General features: G+C 65.5%; 21 protein-coding genes. 16 read left to right on the top strand and 5 right to left on the bottom strand.

Annotated features, from left to right (window positions below):
• The first annotated feature begins 234 nt into the window (after window positions 1-234).
• Window positions 235-624 (top strand): glycine cleavage system protein GcvH, encoded by a 390-nt coding sequence (gene gcvH, locus VGQ44_06690; protein ID HEV8446486.1) that lies wholly within the window; start codon window positions 235-237, stop codon window positions 622-624.
• 56 nt (window positions 625-680) lie between these two features.
• Here the strand turns inward: gcvH and gcvP are convergent, their stop codons facing one another.
• Window positions 681-3575, bottom strand: coding sequence for an aminomethyl-transferring glycine dehydrogenase (gcvP, locus tag VGQ44_06695; GenBank protein HEV8446487.1), 2895 nt, complete (start codon window positions 3573-3575; stop codon window positions 681-683).
• Between the two features lie 118 nt (window positions 3576-3693).
• Here gcvP and VGQ44_06700 point away from each other — a divergent pair, with 118 nt between their 5' ends.
• The 7 genes from VGQ44_06700 to VGQ44_06730 all read left to right on the top strand — a co-directional run bounded on the left by VGQ44_06700 (window position 3694) and on the right by VGQ44_06730 (window position 11934).
• Window positions 3694-4473, top strand: a complete 780-nt coding sequence (locus VGQ44_06700; GenBank protein HEV8446488.1) for a lipoate--protein ligase family protein — start codon at window positions 3694-3696, stop codon at window positions 4471-4473.
• 64 nt (window positions 4474-4537) lie between these two features.
• Window positions 4538-6235, top strand: coding sequence for a peptide ABC transporter substrate-binding protein (locus tag VGQ44_06705; GenBank protein ID HEV8446489.1), 1698 nt, complete (start codon window positions 4538-4540; stop codon window positions 6233-6235).
• A 2-nt stretch (window positions 6236-6237) separates the two neighbouring features.
• On the top strand, window positions 6238-7197 hold the full coding sequence (locus tag VGQ44_06710; GenBank protein ID HEV8446490.1) for an ABC transporter permease: 960 nt from the start codon (window positions 6238-6240) through the stop codon (window positions 7195-7197).
• Window positions 7166-8149 carry an ABC transporter permease gene (locus tag VGQ44_06715; protein HEV8446491.1) on the top strand — a complete coding sequence of 328 codons (984 nt, stop codon included), beginning with the start codon at window positions 7166-7168 and terminating at the stop codon, window positions 8147-8149. The genes VGQ44_06710 and VGQ44_06715 overlap by 32 nt, the downstream gene beginning before the upstream one ends.
• Window positions 8142-9167, top strand: coding sequence for an ABC transporter ATP-binding protein (locus VGQ44_06720; GenBank protein HEV8446492.1), 1026 nt, complete (start codon window positions 8142-8144; stop codon window positions 9165-9167). Before VGQ44_06715 ends, VGQ44_06720 begins: the two co-directional genes overlap by 8 nt.
• A complete protein-coding gene (locus VGQ44_06725; GenBank protein ID HEV8446493.1) occupies window positions 9164-10261 on the top strand; it encodes an oligopeptide/dipeptide ABC transporter ATP-binding protein in 1098 nt (365 codons plus the stop codon). The genes VGQ44_06720 and VGQ44_06725 overlap by 4 nt, the downstream gene beginning before the upstream one ends.
• Window positions 10262-10362: 101 nt before the next feature.
• Window positions 10363-11934 (top strand): peptide MFS transporter, encoded by a 1572-nt coding sequence (locus VGQ44_06730; protein HEV8446494.1) that lies wholly within the window; start codon window positions 10363-10365, stop codon window positions 11932-11934.
• A 215-nt stretch (window positions 11935-12149) separates the two neighbouring features.
• Here the strand turns inward: VGQ44_06730 and VGQ44_06735 are convergent, their stop codons facing one another.
• Both VGQ44_06735 and VGQ44_06740 read right to left on the bottom strand, forming a co-directional pair.
• Window positions 12150-13748: a hypothetical protein gene (locus VGQ44_06735; protein HEV8446495.1), complete on the bottom strand. Its 1599-nt coding sequence runs from the start codon at window positions 13746-13748 to the stop codon at window positions 12150-12152.
• A 144-nt stretch (window positions 13749-13892) separates the two neighbouring features.
• Window positions 13893-14462: a hypothetical protein gene (locus VGQ44_06740; GenBank protein ID HEV8446496.1), complete on the bottom strand. Its 570-nt coding sequence runs from the start codon at window positions 14460-14462 to the stop codon at window positions 13893-13895.
• A 111-nt stretch (window positions 14463-14573) separates the two neighbouring features.
• On the opposite strand from VGQ44_06740, the gene VGQ44_06745 reads away from it, so the two are divergent.
• Window positions 14574-15299, top strand: a complete 726-nt coding sequence (locus tag VGQ44_06745; protein ID HEV8446497.1) for a gamma-glutamyl-gamma-aminobutyrate hydrolase family protein — start codon at window positions 14574-14576, stop codon at window positions 15297-15299.
• Window positions 15300-15326: 27 nt separating this feature from the next.
• On the opposite strand, the gene VGQ44_06750 is transcribed toward VGQ44_06745, so the two are convergent.
• Window positions 15327-16058, bottom strand: coding sequence for a hypothetical protein (locus VGQ44_06750; protein HEV8446498.1), 732 nt, complete (start codon window positions 16056-16058; stop codon window positions 15327-15329).
• A 234-nt stretch (window positions 16059-16292) separates the two neighbouring features.
• Here VGQ44_06750 and VGQ44_06755 point away from each other — a divergent pair, with 234 nt between their 5' ends.
• The 3 genes from VGQ44_06755 to VGQ44_06765 are packed head-to-tail and all read left to right on the top strand — an operon-like array spanning window position 16293 to window position 18843.
• Entirely contained in the window at window positions 16293-17033 is a 741-nt protein-coding gene (locus VGQ44_06755; protein HEV8446499.1) for a glycosyltransferase family 2 protein, read from the top strand.
• Window positions 17033-17896, top strand: coding sequence for a DUF3108 domain-containing protein (locus VGQ44_06760; GenBank protein ID HEV8446500.1), 864 nt, complete (start codon window positions 17033-17035; stop codon window positions 17894-17896). The genes VGQ44_06755 and VGQ44_06760 overlap by 1 nt, the downstream gene beginning before the upstream one ends.
• Window positions 17893-18843, top strand: a complete 951-nt coding sequence (locus tag VGQ44_06765; GenBank protein ID HEV8446501.1) for a hypothetical protein — start codon at window positions 17893-17895, stop codon at window positions 18841-18843. The genes VGQ44_06760 and VGQ44_06765 overlap by 4 nt, the downstream gene beginning before the upstream one ends.
• Window positions 18844-19067: 224 nt before the next feature.
• Here VGQ44_06765 and VGQ44_06770 read toward each other — a convergent pair whose 3' ends face one another.
• Window positions 19068-19289: a hypothetical protein gene (locus VGQ44_06770; protein ID HEV8446502.1), complete on the bottom strand. Its 222-nt coding sequence runs from the start codon at window positions 19287-19289 to the stop codon at window positions 19068-19070.
• Between the two features lie 111 nt (window positions 19290-19400).
• On the opposite strand from VGQ44_06770, the gene VGQ44_06775 reads away from it, so the two are divergent.
• From VGQ44_06775 to VGQ44_06790, 4 genes are all read left to right on the top strand, one after another.
• Window positions 19401-20474: an FAD-dependent oxidoreductase gene (locus tag VGQ44_06775; protein HEV8446503.1), complete on the top strand. Its 1074-nt coding sequence runs from the start codon at window positions 19401-19403 to the stop codon at window positions 20472-20474.
• A gap of 184 nt (window positions 20475-20658) precedes the next feature.
• Window positions 20659-21567 carry a lipoyl synthase gene (gene lipA / locus VGQ44_06780; protein ID HEV8446504.1) on the top strand — a complete coding sequence of 303 codons (909 nt, stop codon included), beginning with the start codon at window positions 20659-20661 and terminating at the stop codon, window positions 21565-21567.
• A 56-nt stretch (window positions 21568-21623) separates the two neighbouring features.
• Window positions 21624-22676, top strand: a complete 1053-nt coding sequence (gene pdhA, locus VGQ44_06785; protein HEV8446505.1) for a pyruvate dehydrogenase (acetyl-transferring) E1 component subunit alpha — start codon at window positions 21624-21626, stop codon at window positions 22674-22676.
• 13 nt (window positions 22677-22689) lie between these two features.
• Entirely contained in the window at window positions 22690-23670 is a 981-nt protein-coding gene (locus tag VGQ44_06790; GenBank protein ID HEV8446506.1) for a pyruvate dehydrogenase complex E1 component subunit beta, read from the top strand.
• The last annotated feature ends 3 nt before the right edge of the window (window positions 23671-23673 follow it).

Raw genomic sequence — 23673 nt, forward strand, 5'->3', positions numbered from 1 at the left:
CTGATCAGGGACACGAGCGGGGCCCGGTCGGTCGCACGGTCGTGATACAGCCGGCCCGCTTGACGGCCTGACAGCTTGACGGCCTGACAGCTTGACGGCCTGACGGCTCCAGTAACGCCCAGCCGTCGAGCTGTCCCGCCGACCCGCTGTCCCGCCGGCGTTGACGCCCCATCCCGGCGCGGATAGACTCCGCGCGCGTTCGCCCCTCACGCCGACCCCGATTTGGAGCACGTCGTGTCCGATATCCCGAAGGACCTGCTGTACACCGAAGACCACGAATACCTGAAGCCCACCGACGACGCCGACGTCGTGGCAATCGGCATCACCGACTACGCCCAGGGAGAGCTCGGCGACGTCGTTTTCATCGAGCTGCCCAAGGTCGGCGCGTCGTTCTCCAAGCACGACGTGTTCGGCACCGTCGAAGCGGTGAAGGCCGTGTCCGAGCTCTACTCCCCGGTGACGGGCGATGTCATCGCCGTCAACGACCGCCTCGACAAGGAGCCGGCGCTCGTCAACAGTTCGCCGTACGGCGACGGCTGGATGATCAAGGTCCGGCTCAAAGACCCGAACGAGCGCAAACAGTTGCTCGACGCAAGCGCCTACTCGGCCCACCTCGGCGGCTAGCGCCGTTGGCGCTGGTAGACCGGTGGACCGGTCTACCGGTTGACCGGTCCACCCGCTTAATCCGCGTACGCCTCCGTCGGGACACAGGAACACACGAGATTCCGATCGCCGTAGGCGCTGTCCACTCGCCCGACTGACGGCCAGAACTTGTACTCGCGTGTCCACGGCGCCGGGAGCGCGGCCTTCTCGCGTCCGTACGCATGGCTCCACGCGTCGCTCATCACGCGCGACAATGGGTGTGGCGCGTTCTTGAGGACGTTGTCCTCACGGTGCGCGACTCCCGACTCGATCTCGCCGATCTCGGCACGGATCGCGATAAGAGCCTCGCAGAACCTGTCGAGCTCCGCCTTCGACTCGCTCTCCGTTGGCTCGATCATCAGTGTTCCCGCGACCGGGAACGACACCGTAGGCGCGTGGAACCCATAGTCCATCAGGCGCTTCGCGATGTCTTCGACTTCGACGCCGGCCGACGACTTGAAGGCCCGCGGATCGACGATGCACTCGTGCGCCACCATCCCCTGCTTGCCCTTGTACAGCACCGGATAGTGCGACTCGAGGCGCTTCGCGATGTAGTTCGCGTTGAGGATCGCGACTTTCGTCGCCTCCGTGAGCCCGGTGCCGCCCATCATGTCGATGTACATCATCGATATCGGCAGGATGCTGGCGCTTCCCCACGGCGCGGCGGACACCGCGCCCGCAGTGTGCGACCCGCCCACCTTCACGACAGGATTGCCTGGCAGGAACTCGACGAGGTGCTGAGCGACGCCGATCGGTCCCATCCCCGGGCCGCCACCGCCGTGCGGAATGCAGAACGTCTTGTGAAGGTTGAGGTGGCAGACGTCGGCGCCGACATCGCCCGGGCGCGCCAGGCCGACCATCGCGTTCATGTTCGCGCCGTCGAGATACACCTGGCCGCCATACTTGTGAATGATCGTGCACACGTCGGCGATCGTTTCGTCGAACACGCCATACGTCGACGGATAGGTGATCATGAGCGCCGCGAGCACGTCGGCGTTCGCCTTGGCCTTCTCCTCGAGATCGGCCATGTCCACGTCGCCGGCGTCGGTGTTCTTCACGACGACGACCTTCATTCCAGCCATCACCGCGCTCGCCGGGTTTGTCCCGTGCGCGGACTGCGGGATCAGACACACGTTCCGCTTTGCATCGCCGCGCGCCTCGTGGTACGCGCGAATCACGAGCAGACCGGCGTATTCGCCCTGTGAGCCCGCGTTCGGTTGCAGCGACACCGCGGCGAAGCCGGTGATCTCCGCGAGCGCCTGCTCGAGGCGATCGAACATCTCGCGATAGCCCTTCGTCTGCTCGGCCGGCGCGAACGGGTGGATCTTCCCGAATTCGGGCCACGTCACCGGATACATCTCGGCCGTCGCGTTCAGCTTCATCGTACACGAGCCGAGCGGAATCATCGACGTCGTGAGCGAAAGGTCGCGATTCTCGAGACGCTTGAGATACCGCAGCATCTCGGTCTCGGAGTGGTAGCTGTGGAAGACCGGGTGCGTGAGGAAAGGCGTCGTCCGCGCGAAGCGCTCGTCGTACCGGGTATCCACTTCACCCCTCAGCCCATCGTACGTCGGGGCCGTGCCGTGGCCGGTCGCGAAAACCTGGAGCAGTTCGTCCACGTCGGCGGCGGTCGCCGTCTCGTCGAGCGCGACGCAAACGCGCGAGTCGCCGAGTGAGCGCAGGTTGATTCCCTTTGCCCGCGCCGCGCCGATCACGTCGGTCGCCGGCTGCGCGCCCATCTCCACGCAAATGGTGTCGAAGTAGTCGTCGCACGCCAACGAATAGCCGAGCGACTCGACGCCGGCGGCCAACGTCGCCGCCAACTCGTGAATGCGCGACGCGATCTCCGTCAGCCGTTCAGGTCCGTGATAGACGGCGTACATGCCGGCGATCACCGCGAGCAGCACCTGCGCCGTGCAGATGTTGCTCGTGGCCTTGTCACGCCGGATGTGCTGCTCACGCGTCTGGAGCGCCATGCGAAGTGCCGGCTTGCCGTCGACGTCGCGCGAAACGCCAATGATGCGTCCCGGCAGATGGCGCTTGTACTCCTCGCGCGTCGAGAAAAACGCGGCGTGCGGGCCACCGAACCCGAGCGGTACGCCGAAACGCTGGCTGTTGCCGACGCAGATGTCCGCGCCCCACTCGCCCGGCGGCGTCAGCAGCACGAGGCTCATGAGGTCGGTGGCTACCGTCACCACCGCCTGGACGGCGTGTGCTCGTTCGCAAAACTGGCGATAGTCGTAGACCGCGCCGTTCGTCGCCGGATACTGCAGCAGCACGCCGAACACTTCCTCGTCGATGGCCGCTTTGCGCCAGTCGCCCACGACCACGTTCACGCCACGAGCGTGCGCCCGCGTTTTGACGACTTCGATCGTCTGGGGGTGACACTCGTTCGAGACGAAGAAGGTCTCCTTCCCCGGCTTGCCGCGAACGCCGTACGCCATGGCCATCGCCTCGGCGGCGGCCGTGCCCTCGTCGAGCAGCGATGCGTTCGCGATCTCGAGACCGGTGAGATCGATCACCATCGTTTGAAACGTCAGAAGCGCCTCGAGGCGCCCCTGCGCGATCTCCGCCTGATAGGGCGTGTACGCCGTGTACCAGCCCGGGTTCTCCAGCACGTTGCGCTGGATGACCGGCGGCGTAATGCAGTCGTAGTAGCCGAGTCCGATGTACGACCGCGCGATCTGGTTGCGTCGGATCGTCTCGCGCAGCGACGACAGCGCCTCGTGCTCCGACATGGGCGCGTGGATCGCGAGCGGCCGGTTCAGCCGAATTTTGGACGGGACGGTCGCGTCGATGAGGGAATCCAGCGAGTCGTACCTGAGGAGGTCGAGCATCGCACGGATCTCGGCCGCTGACGGGCCGATGTGCCTCGGCACGAAGCTCGTCGCGTCCACGGTGGCAGCGGTGACTTCTCGAGCGTGGGTCGTCATTCAAGTCCTCGATCGCGGGCGGGAAGAGGCCCGGTGAGTTCGGGAGGGGCGCCAACTGCGCCTTGAATTTATGTTAGGGTCAAACCCTCCGCCCCCGTAATCCCTCCTCGTTCGCCTGATGCCTCGTCAGCGCTGGCGCATCCTGGTCACCCCCGCCGCGGCGGGAGCCGAGAACATGGCGCTCGACGAGGCGTTGATGTCTCGCGCTCGAGAGGCGGGCGAGTGGACACTGCGCGTATATGCCTGGTCCGCGCCCACCATCTCCCTTGGTCGCAACCAGCCGGCGCTCCGTCACTATGACCGAGATCGGATTCGTCGACAGGGCGTGGCCGTCGTTCGCCGGCCGACGGGGGGTCGCGCGATACTGCATCATAGGGAAATCACCTACAGCGTCACTGCCCCTTCCGCCGCCGCGGGGACGGAGCGCGAGTCCTATGCGCGCATCAACCGCCTCCTGGTCGCGTCGTTGAACAAGCTCGGCGTGGATGCGCGGGTGTCGCCGCGGCGGGAACGGGCTCGACTCCCCGACGCCACGCCGTGCTTCGAGCTTCCGGCGGAAGGCGAACTGACCTTCGAGGGACGGAAACTCGCGGGGAGCGCGCAGTGGCGATCCGACGGCGCGCTACTCCAGCATGGCTCCGTCCTCGTCGGCGACGATCAGACGCGGCTGGCGGAGTTCAGTCTGTCGCCGGGTTCCAAGCTGCCCGCGCCGGCGACGCTCGTCGAGGCGATGGGACGCGCTCCGTCGCTCGCCGAGGCGGCGACCGCGTTCGAGGGCGCGGTTCGCGATCTCGAGGACCCCGAGGCGATGAGCCTCCAAATCGATGACGACCTGCGTGCCCGAGCCTCCGCGCTCGTCGTCCAGTATTCGGATGATTCGTGGACGTGGAGGCGATGAGCGAGTGAACGCCTCCGACGAGCTGATTGATTCTTGCACTTCTCTCCCTCTCCGCCCTCGCCCCATGCACAAGCCCGTCGTCGCGATTTCGGCGCTGATCCTGCTGGCCGCATGCACGTCGACCGAGGGCGGACCGAGACCCGCGTCCGGACCTTCGGGTGGCACGTTCATCTACTCCGCGCCCAGCGATCCACAATCCGTATTCCCGGCCTTCGTGGCCGAGCAGGTCGGCGCGGTCGTCATCGACCTCGTGTTCGACCACCTCGCTGACATCTCGAGCGACCTGACGACGACCGGCGACAAGACGTTCACGCCGCGGCTAGCCAGGAGCTGGACATGGTCGCCGGACTCGCTGTCGATCACGTTTTCGCTGGATCCGCGCGCGCGGTGGCATGACGGGAAACCGGTGACCGCGGGCGACGTTCGGTACAGCGTCAAGGTTCTTATTGACCCGAAGGTCGCATCGCCCGTCGCGGCGACCCTCTCGAACGTCGACTCCGTCTCGGTCAAGGACTCATTGACCGCCGTCGTCTGGTTCAAGAAGCACACGCCGGAGCAGTTCTATGACATCGCCTACCAGCTCTACGTCGTCCCCGAGCACGTATACGGCAAAGTTCCACTCGACAGCCTGCGGACTTCCGACGTAATCCGAACTCCCGTCGGAAGCGGGCAGTTTCGCTTCGTGCAGTGGAAGCCCGACGTGAGTTTCGAGCTCGACGCCGACACTGCCAACTACCATGGCCGCCCGCTGCTCGACCGCGTGATCGTGACGCCGGCCACCGATCCGGCGGCGCGGCGCACGCAGGTGCTGACGGGGCAGGCGGATTTTATGCAGAACTTCCCGGGAGATCTCGCGGTCCTCGACAGCAGTAAGGTCGCGCGGGCGCTGGTCGTTCCAAGCCTGCAATACGTGTTCATGGGGATGAATCCCTATGCGCCAAAGTCGAACATGCAGGCGCATCCAATCTTCAGCGATGTTCGGGTGCGGCGCGCCCTGTCGATGGCCGTCGACCGAGTCGCGATGCTGCACAACGTATTCGGCGACAAGGGATTACTTGGGCGCGGCCCCTTCCCGATGATTCTTTCTGTGTCGGACACCACCGTGAAACTGCCGCCGTACGACACCGCGGCCGCCGGTGCGCTGCTCGATTCCGCAGGCTGGCGACGCGGCCCCAACGGCACACGGAGCAAGCACGGCGCGCCCCTCAAGTTCTCGCTGTTGCTGCCGTCGACGACCGCATCGCGGCAGAAGTATTCGCAGTTGCTGCAGGAGCAGTTCCGCCGCATCGGTGTCACACTCGTCATCGACGCGGTCGATCCGAAGACGTTTACCGCTCGCATCCAGCCGGGCCAAAAGGCGGGCGACTTTGACGCCGTCATCCAAGGATTCCAAACCGATCCGAGCCCGAACGGCATGCGTCAGAATTGGGGCACCGCCGGCATTGGCCTCGAAGGACAAAACGTCCTCCACTACTCGAATCCCAAGACCGACGCGTTGATCGACAGCATCGCTTTGTCGTTTGACCCCGCGAAGGCCAAAGCGTACGCCAAGCGCGCGTTTCAGCAGATCGCCGACGATGCCTACGCCATCTGGCTCTATGACATCACCGAGGTCGAGGCGGTGAACCGCCGAGTCACTGTCACGCGGACGCGTGCCGATGGTTGGTGGCGTTACCTGGGCGAGTGGTCGATTGCGCCCGACAAGCGAATCGACCGCGACAAGATTCCGCTGAGCGCGGGCGCGCCGACGCCGGCACGTTGATCGTGCGCCGGCGCCTGGCCGCGCGCCTCGGACAGTCTTTCGTCGTCGTGTTCATCGTCACGACGATCGCGTTCTTCGTCATCCGCTCGGCCCCCGGCGATCCGTTTTCGTACGACTCCAGCCGCATCACGCCGGCCGTGCGCGCCGAGTGGCGTGCACGCTTCGGCTACGACCAACCGCTCACCGTCCAGTACGGGCGATATCTCTGGAGCGTCGCGCACGGGAAACTCGGGTACTCCACACTCAAGAGCGAGCCGGTCGCCAACGCACTCGTGGAGGCGCTGCCGCGCACGCTCGCTTTGGCCGGCGTCGGGCTACTCCTCAGTCTCGTCATTGGCGTGGTCGTCGGTACCGCCCAGGCAGCGGGGCGTGGGGGCTGGTTCGACCGAATCTCCTCCCACGTGCTCCTCGTGCTTTATTCGCTCCCCGATTTCTGGGGCGCGTTGATCGTCCTGTTGGTCTTCGCGTACTGGTGGCCGCTGCTCCCCGCCGGCGGCATCGTCGACGCGATGCACGACTACATGCCGCGCGGCCAGGCCATCGCCGATCGCGTGCGGCACTTCGTGCTGCCCCTGGCGTCGATCATCCTCTTGACCACCGGAGCGATCAGCCGATTTCAACGCGGCGCGGTGCTCGACGTTCTTCCGGCGGACTATCTGCGCACGGCGCGCGCCAAGGGAGTTCCCGAATCGGGCGTGATCTGGAAACACGCGCTTCGAACGGCGCTCGCCCCGGCCATCGTCTTGCTCGGCGTTCTGCTGCCCGCGCTGCTCGGCGGAACCGTCTTCGTCGAGCAGGTTTTCGCATGGCCGGGAATCGGTCTTCTCGCCACGCGCGCGATCGGCAGCCGCGACTACGACCTCGTGACCGCGACCGTCATCGCCGGTGCGGTGCTCGTCGTCGTCGGCAACCTCATTGCCGACACGCTCCATGCGGTCCTGGATCCCCGTGTTCGTGAATAACCGCGGCTCGGCCTGGGCGAAGCTGCTCGCGAATCGCGGCGGGCGGTGGTCGTTACTCGTGATCGGCGCCCTCGTCGTCGCTGCGATCGCCGGCCCGCTCCTCACCACGCAGAGCTGCATCGAACAGCTGGACATCGTGCGGCTCAAGAACGCGCCGCCGTCACTGTCGCACCTCTTCGGTACCGACGCGTACGCACGCGACGTGCTCGCCCGCGTCTTGTGCGGCGCGCGCATCTCGCTGGCGATCGGTGTCCTCGCAGTCGTCGTGTCCACCACGATCGGCGCCGCGTATGGTCTCGTTGCCGGATACGTCGGCGGGCGCCTCGACAACACGATGATGCGGCTGCTCGATGCGTTCATGGCGATTCCGCGGGTTCTCATTCTCATCGCCGTGCTCACGATCTGGCATCCCGTGCCGCTCACCGGCTTGATCGTGCTGATCGGCGTCACCGGTTGGTTCACCGTCTCACGTCTCGTGCGCGCCGAGACGCGGCTCGCCAAGAGCGCCGACTACGTCGCCTCGGCGCGTGCGCTGGGCGCGTCGGACGTGCGCATCGTGCTGCGCCATCTGCTGCCCAACGTCGCGATGCCGATCATCGTCAGCTCGACGCTCGCCGTCGGCAACGTCATCGCCCTCGAGGCCGGCCTCTCGTACCTCGGCATCGGCGCGCAGCCGCCGACGCCGAGCTGGGGCTCGATCTTTTTCGAAGGCATCGACACGTTCACGACCGCATGGTGGGTCGTGGTGTTTCCCGGCATCGCGATCGTCGCCACCGTCGTAGCGTTCAACACGCTCGGCGATGCCTTGCGCGACGTGCTCGATCCCCGGCAGGTTCACCTCGACCGTTCGATTTCAAACGCCGCGATCGAGATCGAGTCGGTCTCGCGACCGGCTCCGCCCGCATCGTCTCCGCCTCCGTCCACCACGCATCAACTCGCGCAGAATGGCTGAGTCGCCGTCGCTTCTTCGGATCGAGAATCTGCACACGTATTTCTACGGCGACGGCGGCGTCGCCCGGGCTGTGGACGGCATCACGTTCGAAGTCGGCGCGGGGGAGACGGTGGGGCTCGTCGGTGAATCGGGGTGCGGAAAATCCGTGACCGCGCTCTCGATTTTGCGCCTCGTGCGTCCGCCCGGCCGGATCGAGCCGGGCAGCGAGATTCACTTCGACGGCAAGAACCTCGTCACGCTCGACGAAAAATCGATGCGCGCCGTTCGCGGCGCGCGCATCTCGATGGTGTTCCAAGAGCCGATGACGGCGCTGAATCCCGTCTTCACCATCGGCGACCAGATCGCCGAGGTCGTGCGCATTCACCACGCCGGCACCAAACAGGAAGCCTGGGACCGCGCGGTGAAGATGCTCGAGACGGTCGGCATCCCCGACGCCGCGCAGCGCGCGCGCGACTATCCGCACCAGCTCTCCGGCGGCATGCGGCAGCGCGTCGTCATCGCGATGGCGCTCGTGATGCATCCGGCGCTCGTCATCGCCGACGAGCCAACGACGGCGCTCGACGTCACGATCCAGGCGCAGATCCTCGAGCTCCTCGCCGAGCTGCAGCAGAAGTTCGGCACGTCGATCCTGCTCATCACGCACGATCTGGGTGTCGTCGCCGAAACGGCGTCCCGCGTGATCGTGATGTACGCCGGCGAGATCGTCGAGGAATCGCCGGTCGAAGAGCTCTTCGCCGCTGCCCACCATCCGTACACAGAAGGCCTGCTCGCCGCGATGCCGCGCGTCGGACAGGAGCGCGAGCGCCTCGCCACGATTCCCGGCACCGTGCCGCCGCCGACCGCATGGCCCAGCGGATGTCGATTCCACGACCGGTGCGTCTACGCGTGGGAGCGCTGTTCGACGGAACATCCGCCGCTCTACCAGATCGGCGAGCGCCACGTCTCCCGCTGTCACCTCGCCGAAGAACCGATGCGACGCTCCCAGCGCCACGAACCCGCCGCCGCGATCAAGTCATGACCAACGCGCCGGCCGTCCACCCGTCCACCCGTCCACCGGTCCGCCCGCTGCTTTCCGTCCGCAACCTCGTCAAGAATTTTCCGATCAAAAAGGGCGCGTTCGGACGCCCCGCCGGGTTCGTGCGTGCCGTCAGCGACGTCTCGTTCGACGTCATGCCGGGAGAGACCCTCGGCCTCGTCGGCGAATCGGGCTGCGGGAAGTCCACGACTGGGCGAATGATTCTGCGATTGATCGAGCCCACCGCCGGCCGTGTGGAGTTTGACGGCGTGGACCTCACGTCGTTGGACTCGCGCGCGATGCGCAAGATGCGCCGGAAGATTCAAGTCATCTTCCAGGATCCGTTCTCGTCGCTCAACCCGCGCATGACCGTCGGCGCGATCGTGCGCGAGGGGCTCACGATCCACAAGATCGCCGAGGGCGGCGCCGCGGACGCGCGCGTGAAGCAGTTGCTCGACGAGGTCGGCCTCCGCGCCGAGTACACGTCGCGCTATCCGCACGAATTCTCGGGAGGACAACGGCAGCGCATCGGCATCGCGCGGGCGCTTGCCGTCGAGCCGACCTTCATCGTGTGCGACGAGCCGGTTTCGGCGCTCGACGTGTCGGTTCAGGCCCAGGTCATCAACCTGATGCAGGATCTGCAGCGCGACCGCGGCCTCGCGTATCTGTTCATCGCGCACGATCTGTCGGTCGTGGAACACATCGCCGACCGCGTCGCGGTGATGTATCTGGGCAAGATCGTCGAACTGGCGAGCGCGGCCGATCTCTATCGCGATCCGGTCATGCCGTACACGCAAGCGCTGCTCTCGGCTGTGCCCGTCCCCGATCCCGCGCGGAAAAAGTCACGCGTCGTGCTCACCGGCGACGTTCCCTCCCCGTCGAATCCGCCGGCCGGCTGCGTGTTCCATCCCCGCTGCCAGCATCCGGCGAAAGACGCCGCGTGCACCGAGATCGTTCCACCTCTCGAAGAAAAAGCCGCCAATCACTGGGCGGCCTGCATCAAACAGCCGCCCACCGGTGTAGAGTGGCGTGTTCAGCAAGCGGCTGGCGGAACGAAGGAACCGAAGCGGTGGGCCGGTAGACCGGTGGACCGGTAGACTGCTGGGCCGCTGAACCGGCCAAACCATCAAGGCATTCGTTTCGCAGTCTCGCCCTCCCGGTCTCCGGCCTCCCGGTCAAACCCGATTCCCTCTCCCCTATGAGCTCCATCATCGACGTCAAGGAACCGGACGTTCCCGCGGCATTAGGTGCCCCCGCCAGACCGTCCGCCCTCGACGATCGCGCGCTCTTCGGACACCCGCGCGGTCTCGGCCTGCTCTTCTTTACCGAGATGTGGGAGCGGTTCTCGTATTACGGCATGCGCGCGATCCTCGTGCTCTACCTGGTCAACGCGCTCAAGTGGGACACGCCCCACGCCACGAACTTGTACGGCACGTACATGATGCTCGTGTACCTCACGCCGGTCATCGGCGGTTTCCTCGCCGACCGGCTCATCGGAACACGACGATCACTCGTCATCGGCAGCATCGTCATCGCCCTAGGCCATTTCACGATGGCGTTCCCGGGGATGACCACGTTCTACGCTGGGCTCGGCCTCATCATCATCGGCACCGGCTTCTTCAAGTCCAACGTGTCGACGATGGTCGGGCAGATCTATCGTGAAGGCGACCCACGCCGCGACTCCGGCTTCACGGTCTTCTACGTCGGCATCAACACCGGCGCGTTTCTCGGTCCGATCTTCTGTGGCTATCTCGCGCAGAATCCTCGCTTCGGCTGGCACTGGGGTTTCGCGTGCGCCGGCGTGGGCATGCTGCTTGGACTGATGACGTACCTCTGGGGCCGCGACAAGTACCTGCCGGGCATCGGCACGTCTCCCGCGCGCAGCACTTCCTCGCTGAGCGTGGCCGAATCGGGCCCCAAGTCGAACACGACGCTGCACGCCGTGATCGGCGTCGTCCTCGGCGGCGCGCTCGCCTGGTTCCTGGGCAACGGCAGCGTGCTCGGTCTCCTGATGGGAGTGGTCGTTGGACCGGCGCTCACGATCAGCCTGTTCGGAACGCACGGCGAGGAGCGCAAGCGCGTCATCGCTCTGTTCATCGTCGTGTTCTTCGTGATCTTCTTCTGGTCGGCGTACGAGCAGACCGGCAGCTCGATGAACCTGTTCGCTGACAAGAACACGAATCTCAAGGCGGGCTCGTTCGACATTCCGTCGAGCTGGTTCCAGTCGGTGAATCCATTCGACATCCTCATCTTCGCGCCGCTCTTTGCGTGGATGTGGACCGTGCTGGGTAGGCGGCGCCGCGAGCCATCGACGGCGCTCAAGATGGTTCTCGGCCTCGCGCTGCTGGCGACGGGCTTCCTGTTCATGGTCGTCGGCGGCGAGCGCGCCGACACGGGCGTGCTCGTGAGTCCCTTCTGGCTCGTCGCGGCGTACACGTTCCACACGTGGGGCGAGCTCTGTCTCTCGCCGGTCGGCCTTTCGTACGTGACCAAAGTCGCCCCGGTGCGCTTCGCGTCGCTCCTCATGGGCGTCTGGTTCCTCGCCAACGCCGTCGCGGGCAAGATCGCCGGCGCCGTCGCTGGGTTCACACCGACGCCGGGCGAGAAGCCGCAGGCGATCGCGGGTGGGCTCGGCGGATTCTTGCAGTCAGTGAGCGCGACTCAGCACGGCTTTTACATGATCTTCGTCGTCGCCGGCTTCGCTGCAGCCGCATTGATGCTGCTGTTCGTGCCGCTGCTGAAAGGTCTCACCAAAAGCGTCCAAGCCTGACTGGCGAGAGCCGGCTCGCAGCCTAGACAAAGAAAAGACAATTCAACGCAGACGACACAGACTTGAACAGCAATCCCACAGACAAAACGTCGAAAACCTTCTCTTTGGTTTCGCCGTTTATCTGCGGGATCGCTTTTCCAAGTCTGTGTCGTCTGCGTTGAGTTTTCTTAAAAATTTCATAGTGGCCCCAGCGGCGGCTGATCTCGGGAAAGGAGCTACGGCCACCGGAAAACGCTCGACGGCACCGTCTGCTCTCGCGTCGCCTGCACGTCGAACGGTTCCGGCAAGAAGAACGTCGTAAGATCCGAGCTCCCCACGCGGATTTCGAAACGTCGTCCGCCGAGCTCCGGGTTGAGCGCGTACGCCAAGTCGAGGCGCCAGATGCGCGGTGAGCTTGGCGGGGCGGAGCCGAGAAGACTCACGCCGACCGACATCCGCAGCGGGGTGTTGACGCCGTACGGGATGTCGCCGGCCCACAGCCGGCCGCCTTCGACGAACGCGCCGACGCCGACGTCGGCGAATCCGTTTGGGCGGCCGAGGTATTGGCGCGAGTCGAAGCGCGTCACGAAGCGCCGCGCCCCCGGGGTGCTCGACCCTGAATAGCCACGAAGGCCTCCCACCGGGTCGCTGAGCGTGAAGTTGTAGGGGATCCGCTGCTGCCAGCCGCCGCTGAAGGCGAACGACAGCGTCGTCGTGTTGCTCTGCACCGGCTTGTAGTACTGGATCGCGACGCCGTTGGCGAGCATCCCGTCCCACAGGTTCGCCGAATTGTCATGGCGCCCCTCGCCTTCGATCTGAAGCCGCAGCGCGTTGTTGTGGCCGATGGCGCCGACGTACAGATCGCTCGACATGAAGATGTCGTCGTCGCGCGCGCCGAACGCCGTGACGCTGCGGCCGAATTGCGTCCCGACTTGAAAGCCGACCGGGAAGTCCTGCGTCGCGGTCAGCGCGTCGAGGCCTTTCACCCTCGCGAATCCGATGTCGCGTATGCCCCAGAGCAGGTTCACCCGCGCGATGCGATGGGCGACGTAGCGGTTGAGCAGCTGCGTCCCGGTGTCAGGGGCGAATCCCTCGTTCGTCACGAGCACCTGATTTTGTCCCGGGCGCTCGTCGTCGCCGGCTATCGCCACGCCGAAGAGGCTCAGCCGCCCCGGGGGCCCGATCCGCAGCACGCCGCCGAGCTCGAAGAAGCTTCGCACGAGTCGAATGGCGTGGCTCGAGTTGATGTCGTTCTGGAACTGGACGTAGTCGTCGAGCGATCCGAGCTGCACGAGCCATGCGACCCGCTGAATGTCGGTATAGAACGGGTGAAACCCTTCCGCCGACCACGCGGTGCCGAGCGGATTTCGGAATGCCTGCGCGTTGAACGTGTACGGACGGCCGAACATCTGGTTGTCGACGAGGCGTCCGCCGAACGCGTCGCGAAAGGCGCCGCCGTCGCGCCAATCGCCGGCGACGTACAGGCCTTCACCGTCGAGATTGGCGTCGCCGAATCGCAGGAAGCGCACGAACGGGTGGCCCGGCCCGATCGCCGCGTCGAGCACGAGAGAGATTTCGTCGCTCGTCTCGACGAGCAGTGTCACCCCGCCGCCGCTGTCGGGCATCGCGCGAACCGATGCGTCCGCGATGAATGGTTGCGCGCGCAAAATGCGCTCGGAGTCGGAGCGCCGCAGCTCGTCGCACGCGTCGCCGCGCGACAGCAGCAGAAAACGCTGGATGACCTCGGGGTTCGTCGTCACGTGGATCGCCGACACGATGTCGTGCAGCACGGGCGCGCGGCGAAGAAACGACGCGGTCGGCGCGGAGCTGCGCACGACGATGTTGTTGATCCGCTGGCCGAAGCAGTGGACAAACAGCGTGTCTTGCGCGCCGGCGCGCGTCGCGATGACGCAGGCGGCGAGAATCGCGGCAGATACAGAGCCCGACCGCCCCGCCCCACCCCCGATGATCCGAATCGGCTACTTCCCCATCTTGCGTTTCAGCTCGTCGAGCCGCCGGGCGGCGTCGGCTTCGCGATCGGCGCGCTCGCGCTGCCTGCCCAGAGCGTCGATCTCGGATCGGATCGACGATGCGCCGGCTTCGTCGTTCAGTCCCAGCTCCGCGTCGCTGACCTGTCCGCCGACGTGATTCGGAGTAGGTGCACCGGCCAGGACGGCCTTTAGCTCCGCCGACATCTCGGACACTTCGCGCTCGGCCAACGCAACCTCGGCTTCCTGCGCGGCGACCTTCCGACGGAGCACCTCGCTGCGCTCCGTATGCATCTGCTCGTATTTCGCCGCCAGATCGATGGTCTCGCGGTCGTTGATTCCCTCGGCGAGCTGTTTTCGGCGACGGACCGTCTCCAGCTCGCGCTCTTCGTTCGACAATCGCTGTCGGGCCTTCGCGAGACCGTCGCGCAGGTCGTCGAGACCGAGCCGAGCCTGGACGAGCGTGTCCTTCATGCGCGCGGCAATCGCGCGGCGCTCTTCAGGCCGCGTCGCGCGTGACAGCAACTCGTCGAACGAACGCCGAAAACCCTCGAACGCCATTCGGTTCTTTGCTCCTCCGAGCAGTCGCGTGTACGATACTTTGCGGGTGGACGGGCGGACAGGTGGACGCGTCGGCGGGGCGCCCGACAGATGGTTCATCACCGGACGAACATGACTAAACCGCGGCTCGTCATTCTCACGGCCACCACCGAATCTCTACGTGGGCGCTCGCGCGTTCGCGTCAATGAGGCGTACACCAGCGCGATCGCCTCGGTTGGTTTGATCCCGGTCGTTCTTCCGCCAGTCGAAGCCGCGGTTGCGACGGCGGCCCTGGATGGCGTCGCGGGACTCGTGCTCACCGGCGGCGAAGACATCGGTGCCGAGCACTTCGGGCAGACGCCCCATCCGGCGATGGGAACACCGCACGCCGGACGCGACGAATACGAGCTGGCGCTCACGAGGGCCGCGAGCGAACGACGCATGCCGACTCTCGCCATCTGTCGCGGCGCGCAGATCGCGAACGTCGCGCTCGGCGGAACGTTGATCCAGGACATTCCGTCGCTCAAACCGTCCGGCATCGGACACGACCAATCGGAGCGTCGCACCGAACGCGTGCACGCGATCTCGATCGAGCAGCGCACGTCGCTCGCGGCCATCGTCGGCGAAACGTCGATCGCGGTGAATTCTTCGCATCACCAGGCCGTAGACGCGGTCGCACCGGGCCTACGCGTGTCGGCCACGAGCCCCGACGGCATCGTCGAGGCGCTTGAACCCGCGCGCGGCGACTGGTGGATGATCGCCATCCAATGGCACCCGGAAGAGCTCACGGGCACGCCCGAGCCATGGGATCGTCGCCTCTTTTCGGCTTTCGCGGAAGCCGTTCGATCGGGCGACTGATTTCGCCGGCGATTCCGACACTCGGAGCTACGCGGGTCGCTTCCAACGAAACTCGTCTCTCACCTGACGCATCAGGCGCTCCGGTGAATTGATGGTCGGGAAGAACAACGAGTCGCTCACCGAGTTGAGCGCTGTGCGCAGCAGACCGAATCTGGCGGCCGCGTTGGCGAAGAGGGTCGTGAGGCCATGCTCCTCCGCCAACCGATGGTCGGCGGCGAGCTGGAAGCCCCGGCGGCCCATCGCTTCGTAGTAGTCGAGATCGGGGCCGCCACGCTGCGAGTGCCGCTGCTCGATGAAGTCGGGAAAGATCCCGCTCAGCCACAGGGCGTAATTGCCCAGATGGGTTCGCACGAGAAAGCTGCGGCGCGCATCGGAGTCATTGAGGTCCTCGCAAAGCGCGACGATCGCGTCGTAAACCTCGTCGTCCGAGTCCGAGATTCGGAACGCCCGACCTCGCACGCCGAAATTGAGGACGATGGACGTCACGTAGTCGGCGAGCCCGCGGTCCGCTTCGCCCGCTTGCCGAAGGGCTGACCGAATCATCACGTACGCAAAGAGCGTCAGCGACGCGTGCGCGCCGCGCGGATCGCGCTTCAATGCCGCCGAAAGGCGCGGATCGTCGAGGATCGCGTCGATTCCCTCGTCAGCCAGCCTCGTCTCGAGCGCGGCCAGGTCCTGGCCGGACTCACTGGCCAGCAGCCGCGCGGCGAGCTGTGCGTCGTCGCGAGTGAGGCGGTATCGCGTATCGGCCAGAATCATCGGACTCCCTGCTACGTTGTGTTACACCGTCCTGGGCGGTTGGGGGCCCGCAAGGCTTCAATGAGCCAGTCCTGCGCCACCCCTTTCTAAGACGCCCCGCGCGGTCACCGGTTACCCGGGCGAACCCCTGTGGGGCCGCGCGTGTATTGCACTTGTAGATTTCACTTAACCCGCCGCCTTCAGGCTTCCGGCTCCTTCCGCCGTCCTCGTCCAACCCCGCGTCCCGCTCTCCACGTGCTGTACGTCTGCATTCCCGCATACAACGAAGCTGAGACGGTTGGCGTGCTCCTGTGGCGTATTCGGAAGGTGTTCCAAGAATACCCGCGCGACTACGAGATCCTGGTTTACGACGACGGCAGCACGGATTCGACGGCCGAGGTTCTCCAGGGTTACGCTGACGTTCTGCCGCTGACGGTGCTTGGGGAATCCGAGCACCTCGGCTACGACCGAGCGCTCGACGCGCTCTGCCGCGCCGCGGCCGCCCGAACCAAGTATCCGCGTCGCGACGGCCTGATCACGATGCAGGCCGATTTCACGGATCAGCCCGAGCATCTCCCGGAGTTGATCAAGCGCTTCGAGGGAGGCGCCGACCTCGTCGTCGCCGAGCGGACCCTGCCCGAGTCGACGCCCAAGGCGGTCCGGCGGCTGCGCTGGATCGCGACGTGGGCCGCCCGCCGCGCCGGCAAGGTGGCCGGGGTTACCGACCCGTTCGGCGCACTGAGGCTCTACAGGATTTCGCTCATTCGAGATCTCTTGAAGGACATCGGCGACGCGCCGCTCGCCGCCGGCCAGGGATGGGCGGCCAACCTGTCGCTCCTGCTTCGCGCCGCTCCGCGAGCCCGACGCGTCGAGACCGTCTCGTTGGAACCGCGATACGACGTGCGCATGCGCGAATCGCGAATTCGACCGTGGACCGACGGGCTCGCCTTGCTGCGCATCGGACGCGGAGTGCGCGTGGAGCGCCCGACGTCGTGATGGGCCACCCGCGTGTGTCGGTGCTTCGGTCGTTGTTCATCGGCGCCGTGCTGGCCGTGATGCCGGCGAGTGCGCAGGAGACCGGCGGACCAGCGGCCCGCCCGGCTGAGCCGGCGCGTGTCCCGTTCGGCGTCGGCGAGCGTCTCGAGTATCAAGTGAAGTACAAGAACATCCCGGTCGGCAGCGGCGAAATGGAAGTGTTGCCGATGGACACCGTGCGCGGCGTCGACACCTGGCATACCATTTTTCGGCTGCACGGCCGGTTCTTGTTCTATAGCGTCAACGACAAGTACGAGTCGTGGTCCGACTCACACACGCTCGCCTCGCTTCGATACCGAAAGGACATCGACGAAGGGTCGTACGAACCCAAGCACACCTACGAGATCTTCCCCGACAGGCGCGAATACACCGAAGACAGCAAACCACCCAAGCCGAGCGTCGAGCACCCGCTCGACGACGGGTCGTTCCTTTATTTTCTGCGCACGGTGCCGCTGCGCGTCGGGATGGACACGACCTTCAACGACTACTTCATGGCCGACCGGAATCCGGTCCGCTTCAAGGTCGTGCGCAAGGACACGATCGACGTGCCGGCAGGAAGATTTCCAGCGCTGGTCGTACAGCCGATCTTTCAGTCGAAGTTCTTCTCCGACGGCGGCCACGCCGAGGTCTGGCTTTCCGACGACGAGAACCGCATCATGCTTCAGATGAAGTCGAGCGTGCGTTTCGGTTCCCTCAACCTCTACCTCAAATCGTACCACCCGCCTCAGACCGCGACGCCTCCGGTGCCGGCAAACGGCAAGCCTCCGACGGACACGGCGCCCCTCCCCGTCCTCCCCCCAATCCCTCCGCGTCCGCGCGATTGACGCGGGAAGCGGACTTCGCCGCGATCCGCACCGTCCCCGTCGCGCGGCGTCCGAACAAGGTGAACGCCGAGGAGTTCGCGCATCCGCCGCGCGACGACCGGTCGTTCCACGCCTTCATCGCATCGCTCCCCGATGTCCTCGTCGCGCGGGATTTCGTCGCCGTCGTCGACGCCGTCGCCAACGCTGCCCGACGGAAACGAGGCGTGGTCGCGATGATCGGCGGCCACATCGTGAAGACCGGCATCTCGCCACTGCTCATCGACCTGATGCGCCGCGGCGTCATCACGCACGTCGCGATGAACGGCTCGGGAGCGATCCACGACTACGAGGTCGCGCGATTCGGCGCGACGTCAGAGGACGTCGCCGCTGGCCTGCGCGACGGCACCTTCGGCATGGCCGACGAGACGGGACGCGAGATGAACGCCGCGTTCGTCGACGGAATGCGCGCGCAACAGGGCATGGGTGAATCGCTCGGCCGAGCGCTCGTGGCGCGGTCGGACTTGGCGCACCCCGAGATGTCGCTTCTCAGAGCAGCGACGGAGTTGGGGATTCCGGCGACTGTTCACGCGGCGCTCGGCGCGGAGATCATCCACCAGCACCCTGCGGCGAATGGCGCCGCGATCGGCGACACGAGCCACCGCGATTTCCGCCGCCTCGCCGCGTCGCTCTCAGACCTCGACGACGGCGGAGTCGTGCTCAATCTCGGCAGCGCCGTGATCATGCCCGAGGTCTTTCTCAAAGCGCTCACGATCGCGCGCAACCTGAACGCCGGCCGCCCCCGCGACTTCGTCTCGGCGGATTTCGACATGCAACGGCATTACCGCCCGCGCGTGAACGTCGTCCAACGGCCCACGCTCGACTCAGGAAAGGGGTACGAGATCACGGGGCATCATGAGATCATGGTCCCGATGCTGGTGTGGGCGGTGATTGATCGGATGGAAGGGTGAGCGCGGACTGCTGACGGCGCGGGGATCCCGGCCATTCCAGTCACTCTCTCGCGGCGGTGGGTACGGCTGTGCCCTAGAAATCGGAGTCTGACATCCGACGTCTGACGTCAGATTAGGCGTGACCGGGACAGCCTCCATCGGCATCGAGCGCTTTCGTTTCACGCAGCGCCAACAAAAAGCTCCCGACTCCTTTCGGAGCCGGGAGCTTTCAGTTTCGAGGGATTCTACGCCCTACCGGACCACCGCTCCCTCAGATTCCTCGCCGTGTTCGGACTCACGACCCGGATGATGAAGTACACGACGAGCAGTATCAGCCCGATCTTCACGGCCAACTTGAGCAGCGCGTAAAACAGCACGAAGGCAATCCCAAAAATTCCGAAGATGAACTTCAGGGCGATCAGACCGAGCACGGCGAACAGGCCGATCGAAAAAATTGTGCGGAGCATGCGCGGGATCTCCCGATTTAGCGAAAAACCTACCCCTCCTGCACTTTACTCTACGATCCACACCCTTCGGCTGTTTCAGCCCATTCGTCGGTCCGGTTTCCCCTCACGACCTTGGCGTTCCCTCAGTCATCCCATTTCGACACAGCCGTCATCGGTGACGGAATCATCGGCTTGTCCGCCGCGCTCGAGCTCGCGCGTGCCGGCGCCTCGTGCGCGCTGTTCGGCGCCGACCGGCCGGGTGCGGGATCGGGCGCGGCCGCGGGTATTCTCGCACCTTCCGTCGGCCAACGCGATGGTGAGATCCGAGAGTTTTTTCGCTACAGCCTGAACCTCTTTCCGGCCTTCTTGGCACCGCTTCGAGAATTCGACCCCGAGCTCGAGGTTCTCGAGGGGCTGCTGGAGACGATGCCGTCGAGACCGGCGGCACTCGACGCCGATTCTCGCTGGCTCTCCGACGCAGAGGTTCGGCGAACGGAGCCGGCCATCGATGCGCCGAACGGCGCGGTTCTACACACCCACGATGGCGCCATCGACAACACGCGAGTCGTGGCTGCCCTCCGCCGAGCCGTCTCCCGCCACCCGCGGGTCAGCGTCGTCGGTGGCGACGGGGTGGCCGAGGTCGACGTCTCGACAGGACCCGCTCGGGTTACCACGCGCGCCGGGACATCGGTACACGCGAATTCTCTCATTCTTGCGGCGGGCGCATGGTCTGCACAGATCCGCGGTCTGCCGCGCCGCGTGCCCATCTCGCCGCTCAAGGGTCAGATCATCGCGTTCGACGCGCCCGACCTGATTCATCGTCCCGTGAGCGCCGGTCACGTCTACCTTGTGCCTCGCGGACGTGAGCTGGTCGCCGGCGCAACGAGTGAAGACGCCGGCTTCGACACGACGGCGACCGAGGATGGAGAGCGCACTCTCCGCGCCGCCGCGACCAAGCTATGTCCTCCCCTCGCCGACGCTCGCGTCGCCCGGCGATGGGCCGGTCTTCGTCCCGCCACCAGCGACATGCTCCCCATTCTGGGTGAAGATCCCGAGTCACCGTCGCTGATCTACGCGTGCGGTCACGCGCGAAACGGAATCCTGCTGGCGCCGGCTACCGCCCTGGCCGTTCGCGCCTTCGTCGAGCACGCGCCGCCCGTGCACCCCTCGATCGACCGGTTTTCGATCGCAAGGTTCGCCGACTAGCCCGCCCGCGCCCCTCGCTCGCGGCTCATTTCTCTGGCCAGGATATCGCTAACCTTCAACATAGGTAGAGATAGGTTATTTGATTCTTCCGACCACTTTCAGACGGCTCTAGATTATTCGCGCCCAACCAGTTCCACACTCTGGATCCAAGCTCGACGCTCCCCGACCCAACCCCTCCGAGCCCTTGTCAGAACCGCTGTACCAGATCATTGGCCGCCACCGCGCCGAGCCCCTTCCAGAGCGAAAGCCCGGGTGGCTCAAGGTTCGCGCCCCAGGCGGTCCGCAGTACCTCCGCTTGAAGCAGCTGATGCGCGAGCTGGACCTGCACACGGTCTGCGAGGAAGCGCACTGCCCGAACGTCGGCGAGTGCTGGGAGCACGGCACCGCGACCTTCATGATCCTCGGCGACGTCTGCACGCGGAATTGTGCCTACTGCGCGGTTGCACACGGTCGGCCGCCCAAATACGACATCGACGAACCGGCGCGCGTCGCCGACGCGATCGGCGAGATGCGGCTGCGCCATGCCGTCATCACGTCGGTCGATCGCGACGACCTCCCCGACTTCGGCGCGTACATCTTCGCCGAGACGATCCGGCAGATCAAACAGCGCCTCCCCGATTGCTCGGTCGAAGTGCTCGTGCCGGATTTTCAGGGCAACGAGGACTCGATTCGCACGGTGCTCGAGGCGGGGCCCGATATCTACAACCACAACACCGAGACGGTGCCGCGTCTCTACAAGAAGTGCCGTCCGGGCGGGCGATACGAGCGCGTCATGCAAATCTTCAGAACGTCCAAGCGACTCGCGCCCGACATCCCGACCAAGACCGGCATCATCCTCGGCATGGGTGAGACGCTCGAAGAAGTCGAGCTCGTCATGCGCGACCTGCGCGCAGTCGACGTCGACATCCTCACGCTCGGCCAGTACCTGCGTCCATCCGAGTCGCACATCCCGATCGACCGCTACGTCACGCCCGACGAATTCAGGCGGATGCGCGAGATCGGCATGGCGATGGGATTCAAGCACGTCGAGTCCGGACCGCTGGTTCGATCCAGCTATCACGCCTGGGAGCAGGTCCAGGCGGCGGGAGTGTGAAGATGGGCAGTCCAGAGGTTACCAGCACAGCCGTTACCGACATCGAGTCATCGACAATGCCCAAGAAGAAGGCCGCGGCTACCGAGCCGTCGACAAACGGCAACGCACCGGCCTCCAGTCCCGAGCTGAACCACGAGTTCCTGCATTCGATGCTCCTCCAGCGACGCTTCGAGGAGCGCTGCGCCGAGGCGTACGCGCTCGGCAAGATCGGCGGATTCTGCCATCTGTACATCGGGCAGGAAGCGGTGAGCACCGGGGTGCTCTCGTCGCTGCGCGCCGACGACTACATCATCACGACGTACCGGGACCACGGCCAAGCGCTGGCCCGCGGGATGAGCCCGCGCACGGTCATGTCGGAGTTGTTCGGCCGTATCGACGGTTGCGCGCGGGGGAAGGGCGGCTCGATGCACATGTTCGACAAGAGCCTCAATTTCCTCGGCGGGCACGGCATCGTCGGCGCGAATGTACCGCTGGCGACGGGCGTTGCCTTCGCGATCAAGTACCGCGGCGGCGACCAGGTCTGCGTCTGCTTCATGGGCGAGTCGGTTGTGAACACCGGCGCGTTCCACGAAGCGCTCAACATGGCAGGGCTCTGGAAGCTGCCTGTCGTCTACATCATCGAGAACAACCGCTACGGCATGGGCACGGCGCTCGAGCGCGCTTCCGCGATCCACGACATTTATGAGCGCGGGGCTTCGTATAACATGTCCAGGGCGGTTTGCGACGGTCAGGACGTGTTCGAGGTCCGCGCCGCGGTGGGGAAGGCGATCGAGCGCGCGCGTACCGAGTCCACGCCGACGCTGCTGGAGGTGCGCACGTACCGCTTCATGGGCCACTCGATGTCGGACGCCGTCAGCGGAACGTATCGCTCGAAGGCCGAGCTCGAGGAACACATGAAGCGCGACCCGATCGTGCTGCTCCGCACGTACATGATGGAACACGGCGAGCTCACCGACGAGGCACTGCACAAGATGGACGACGAGATCAAGGCGGTCGTGCAGGACGCCTGGGATTTCGCCGACAAGAGTCCCGAGCCGCCGCTCGAGGCACTGTACGAGGACGTCTACGTCGACACGACGAGCGACGCCGCCGCCGACGCCGTCGCCTAGGGGTTCTCGGGACATGCCAGTCATCACGTACAGAGACGCGCTCAACGCGGCGCTCAGAGAAGAGATGCAGCGCGACGACCGGGTCTTCCTCATGGGCGAGGAGGTCGCCGTGTACCAGGGCGCGTACAAGGTTTCGAAGGGGCTGCTTCAGGAGTTCGGCGAGATGCGCGTCGTCGACACGCCGATCACCGAGCTGGGTTTCGCGGGCGTCGGTGTGGGTGCGGCGATGGTCGGGCTGCGTCCGATCATCGAATTCATGACGTGGAACTTCGCCGTGCTCGCGCTCGACCAAGTGCTCAACTCCGCCGCGAAGATGCTCTACATGTCGGGCGGCCAGTTCAACATCCCGATTGTTTTCCGAGGCCCGAACGGCGCGGCGTTGCAGCTGTCGGCGCAGCACTCGCAGGCGTTCGAGTCGTGGCTTGCCCACATCCCCGGCATCAAGGTGATCTCCCCGAGCACGCCGTACGACGCGAAGGGGCTGCTCAAGTCGGCCATCCGCGACGACAACCCGGTGTGCTTCCTCGAAGGCGAGATGCTCTACAACACGAAGGGCGAAGTGCCCGACGAGGAGTATCTCATTCCGATCGGCAAAGCTGATCTGAAGCGCGAGGGGAACCACGCGACGATCATCACCGCCGGCAAGATGGCGCTCCTCGGAGTGCAGGCGGCGGACCAGTTGGCGAAGGACGGCATCAACGTCGACGTCGTCGACCTTCGCACCGTGCGCCCGATGGACGTCGAAGCGATCAAGACGTCGGTCGAAAAAACGAATCGTGCCGTAGTGCTCGAGGAAGGCTGGGAGATCGCCGGCATCGGTGCGCAGGTCGTGGACTACATCCAGCGCGACTGCTTCGACTCGCTCGACGCACCCGTGCTGCGCGTGCACCAAGCTGACGTGCCGATGCCCTACGCGAAGAACCTCGAGCGCGCGGCCAAGCCCGACGCCGCGAAGACCGTCGCCGCCGTCCGGAAGGTGATGTACCTGGATTAGCAG

It is taken from the genome of Gemmatimonadaceae bacterium (assembly GCA_036003045.1).
GTDB lineage: Bacteria > Gemmatimonadota > Gemmatimonadetes > Gemmatimonadales > Gemmatimonadaceae > JAQBQB01.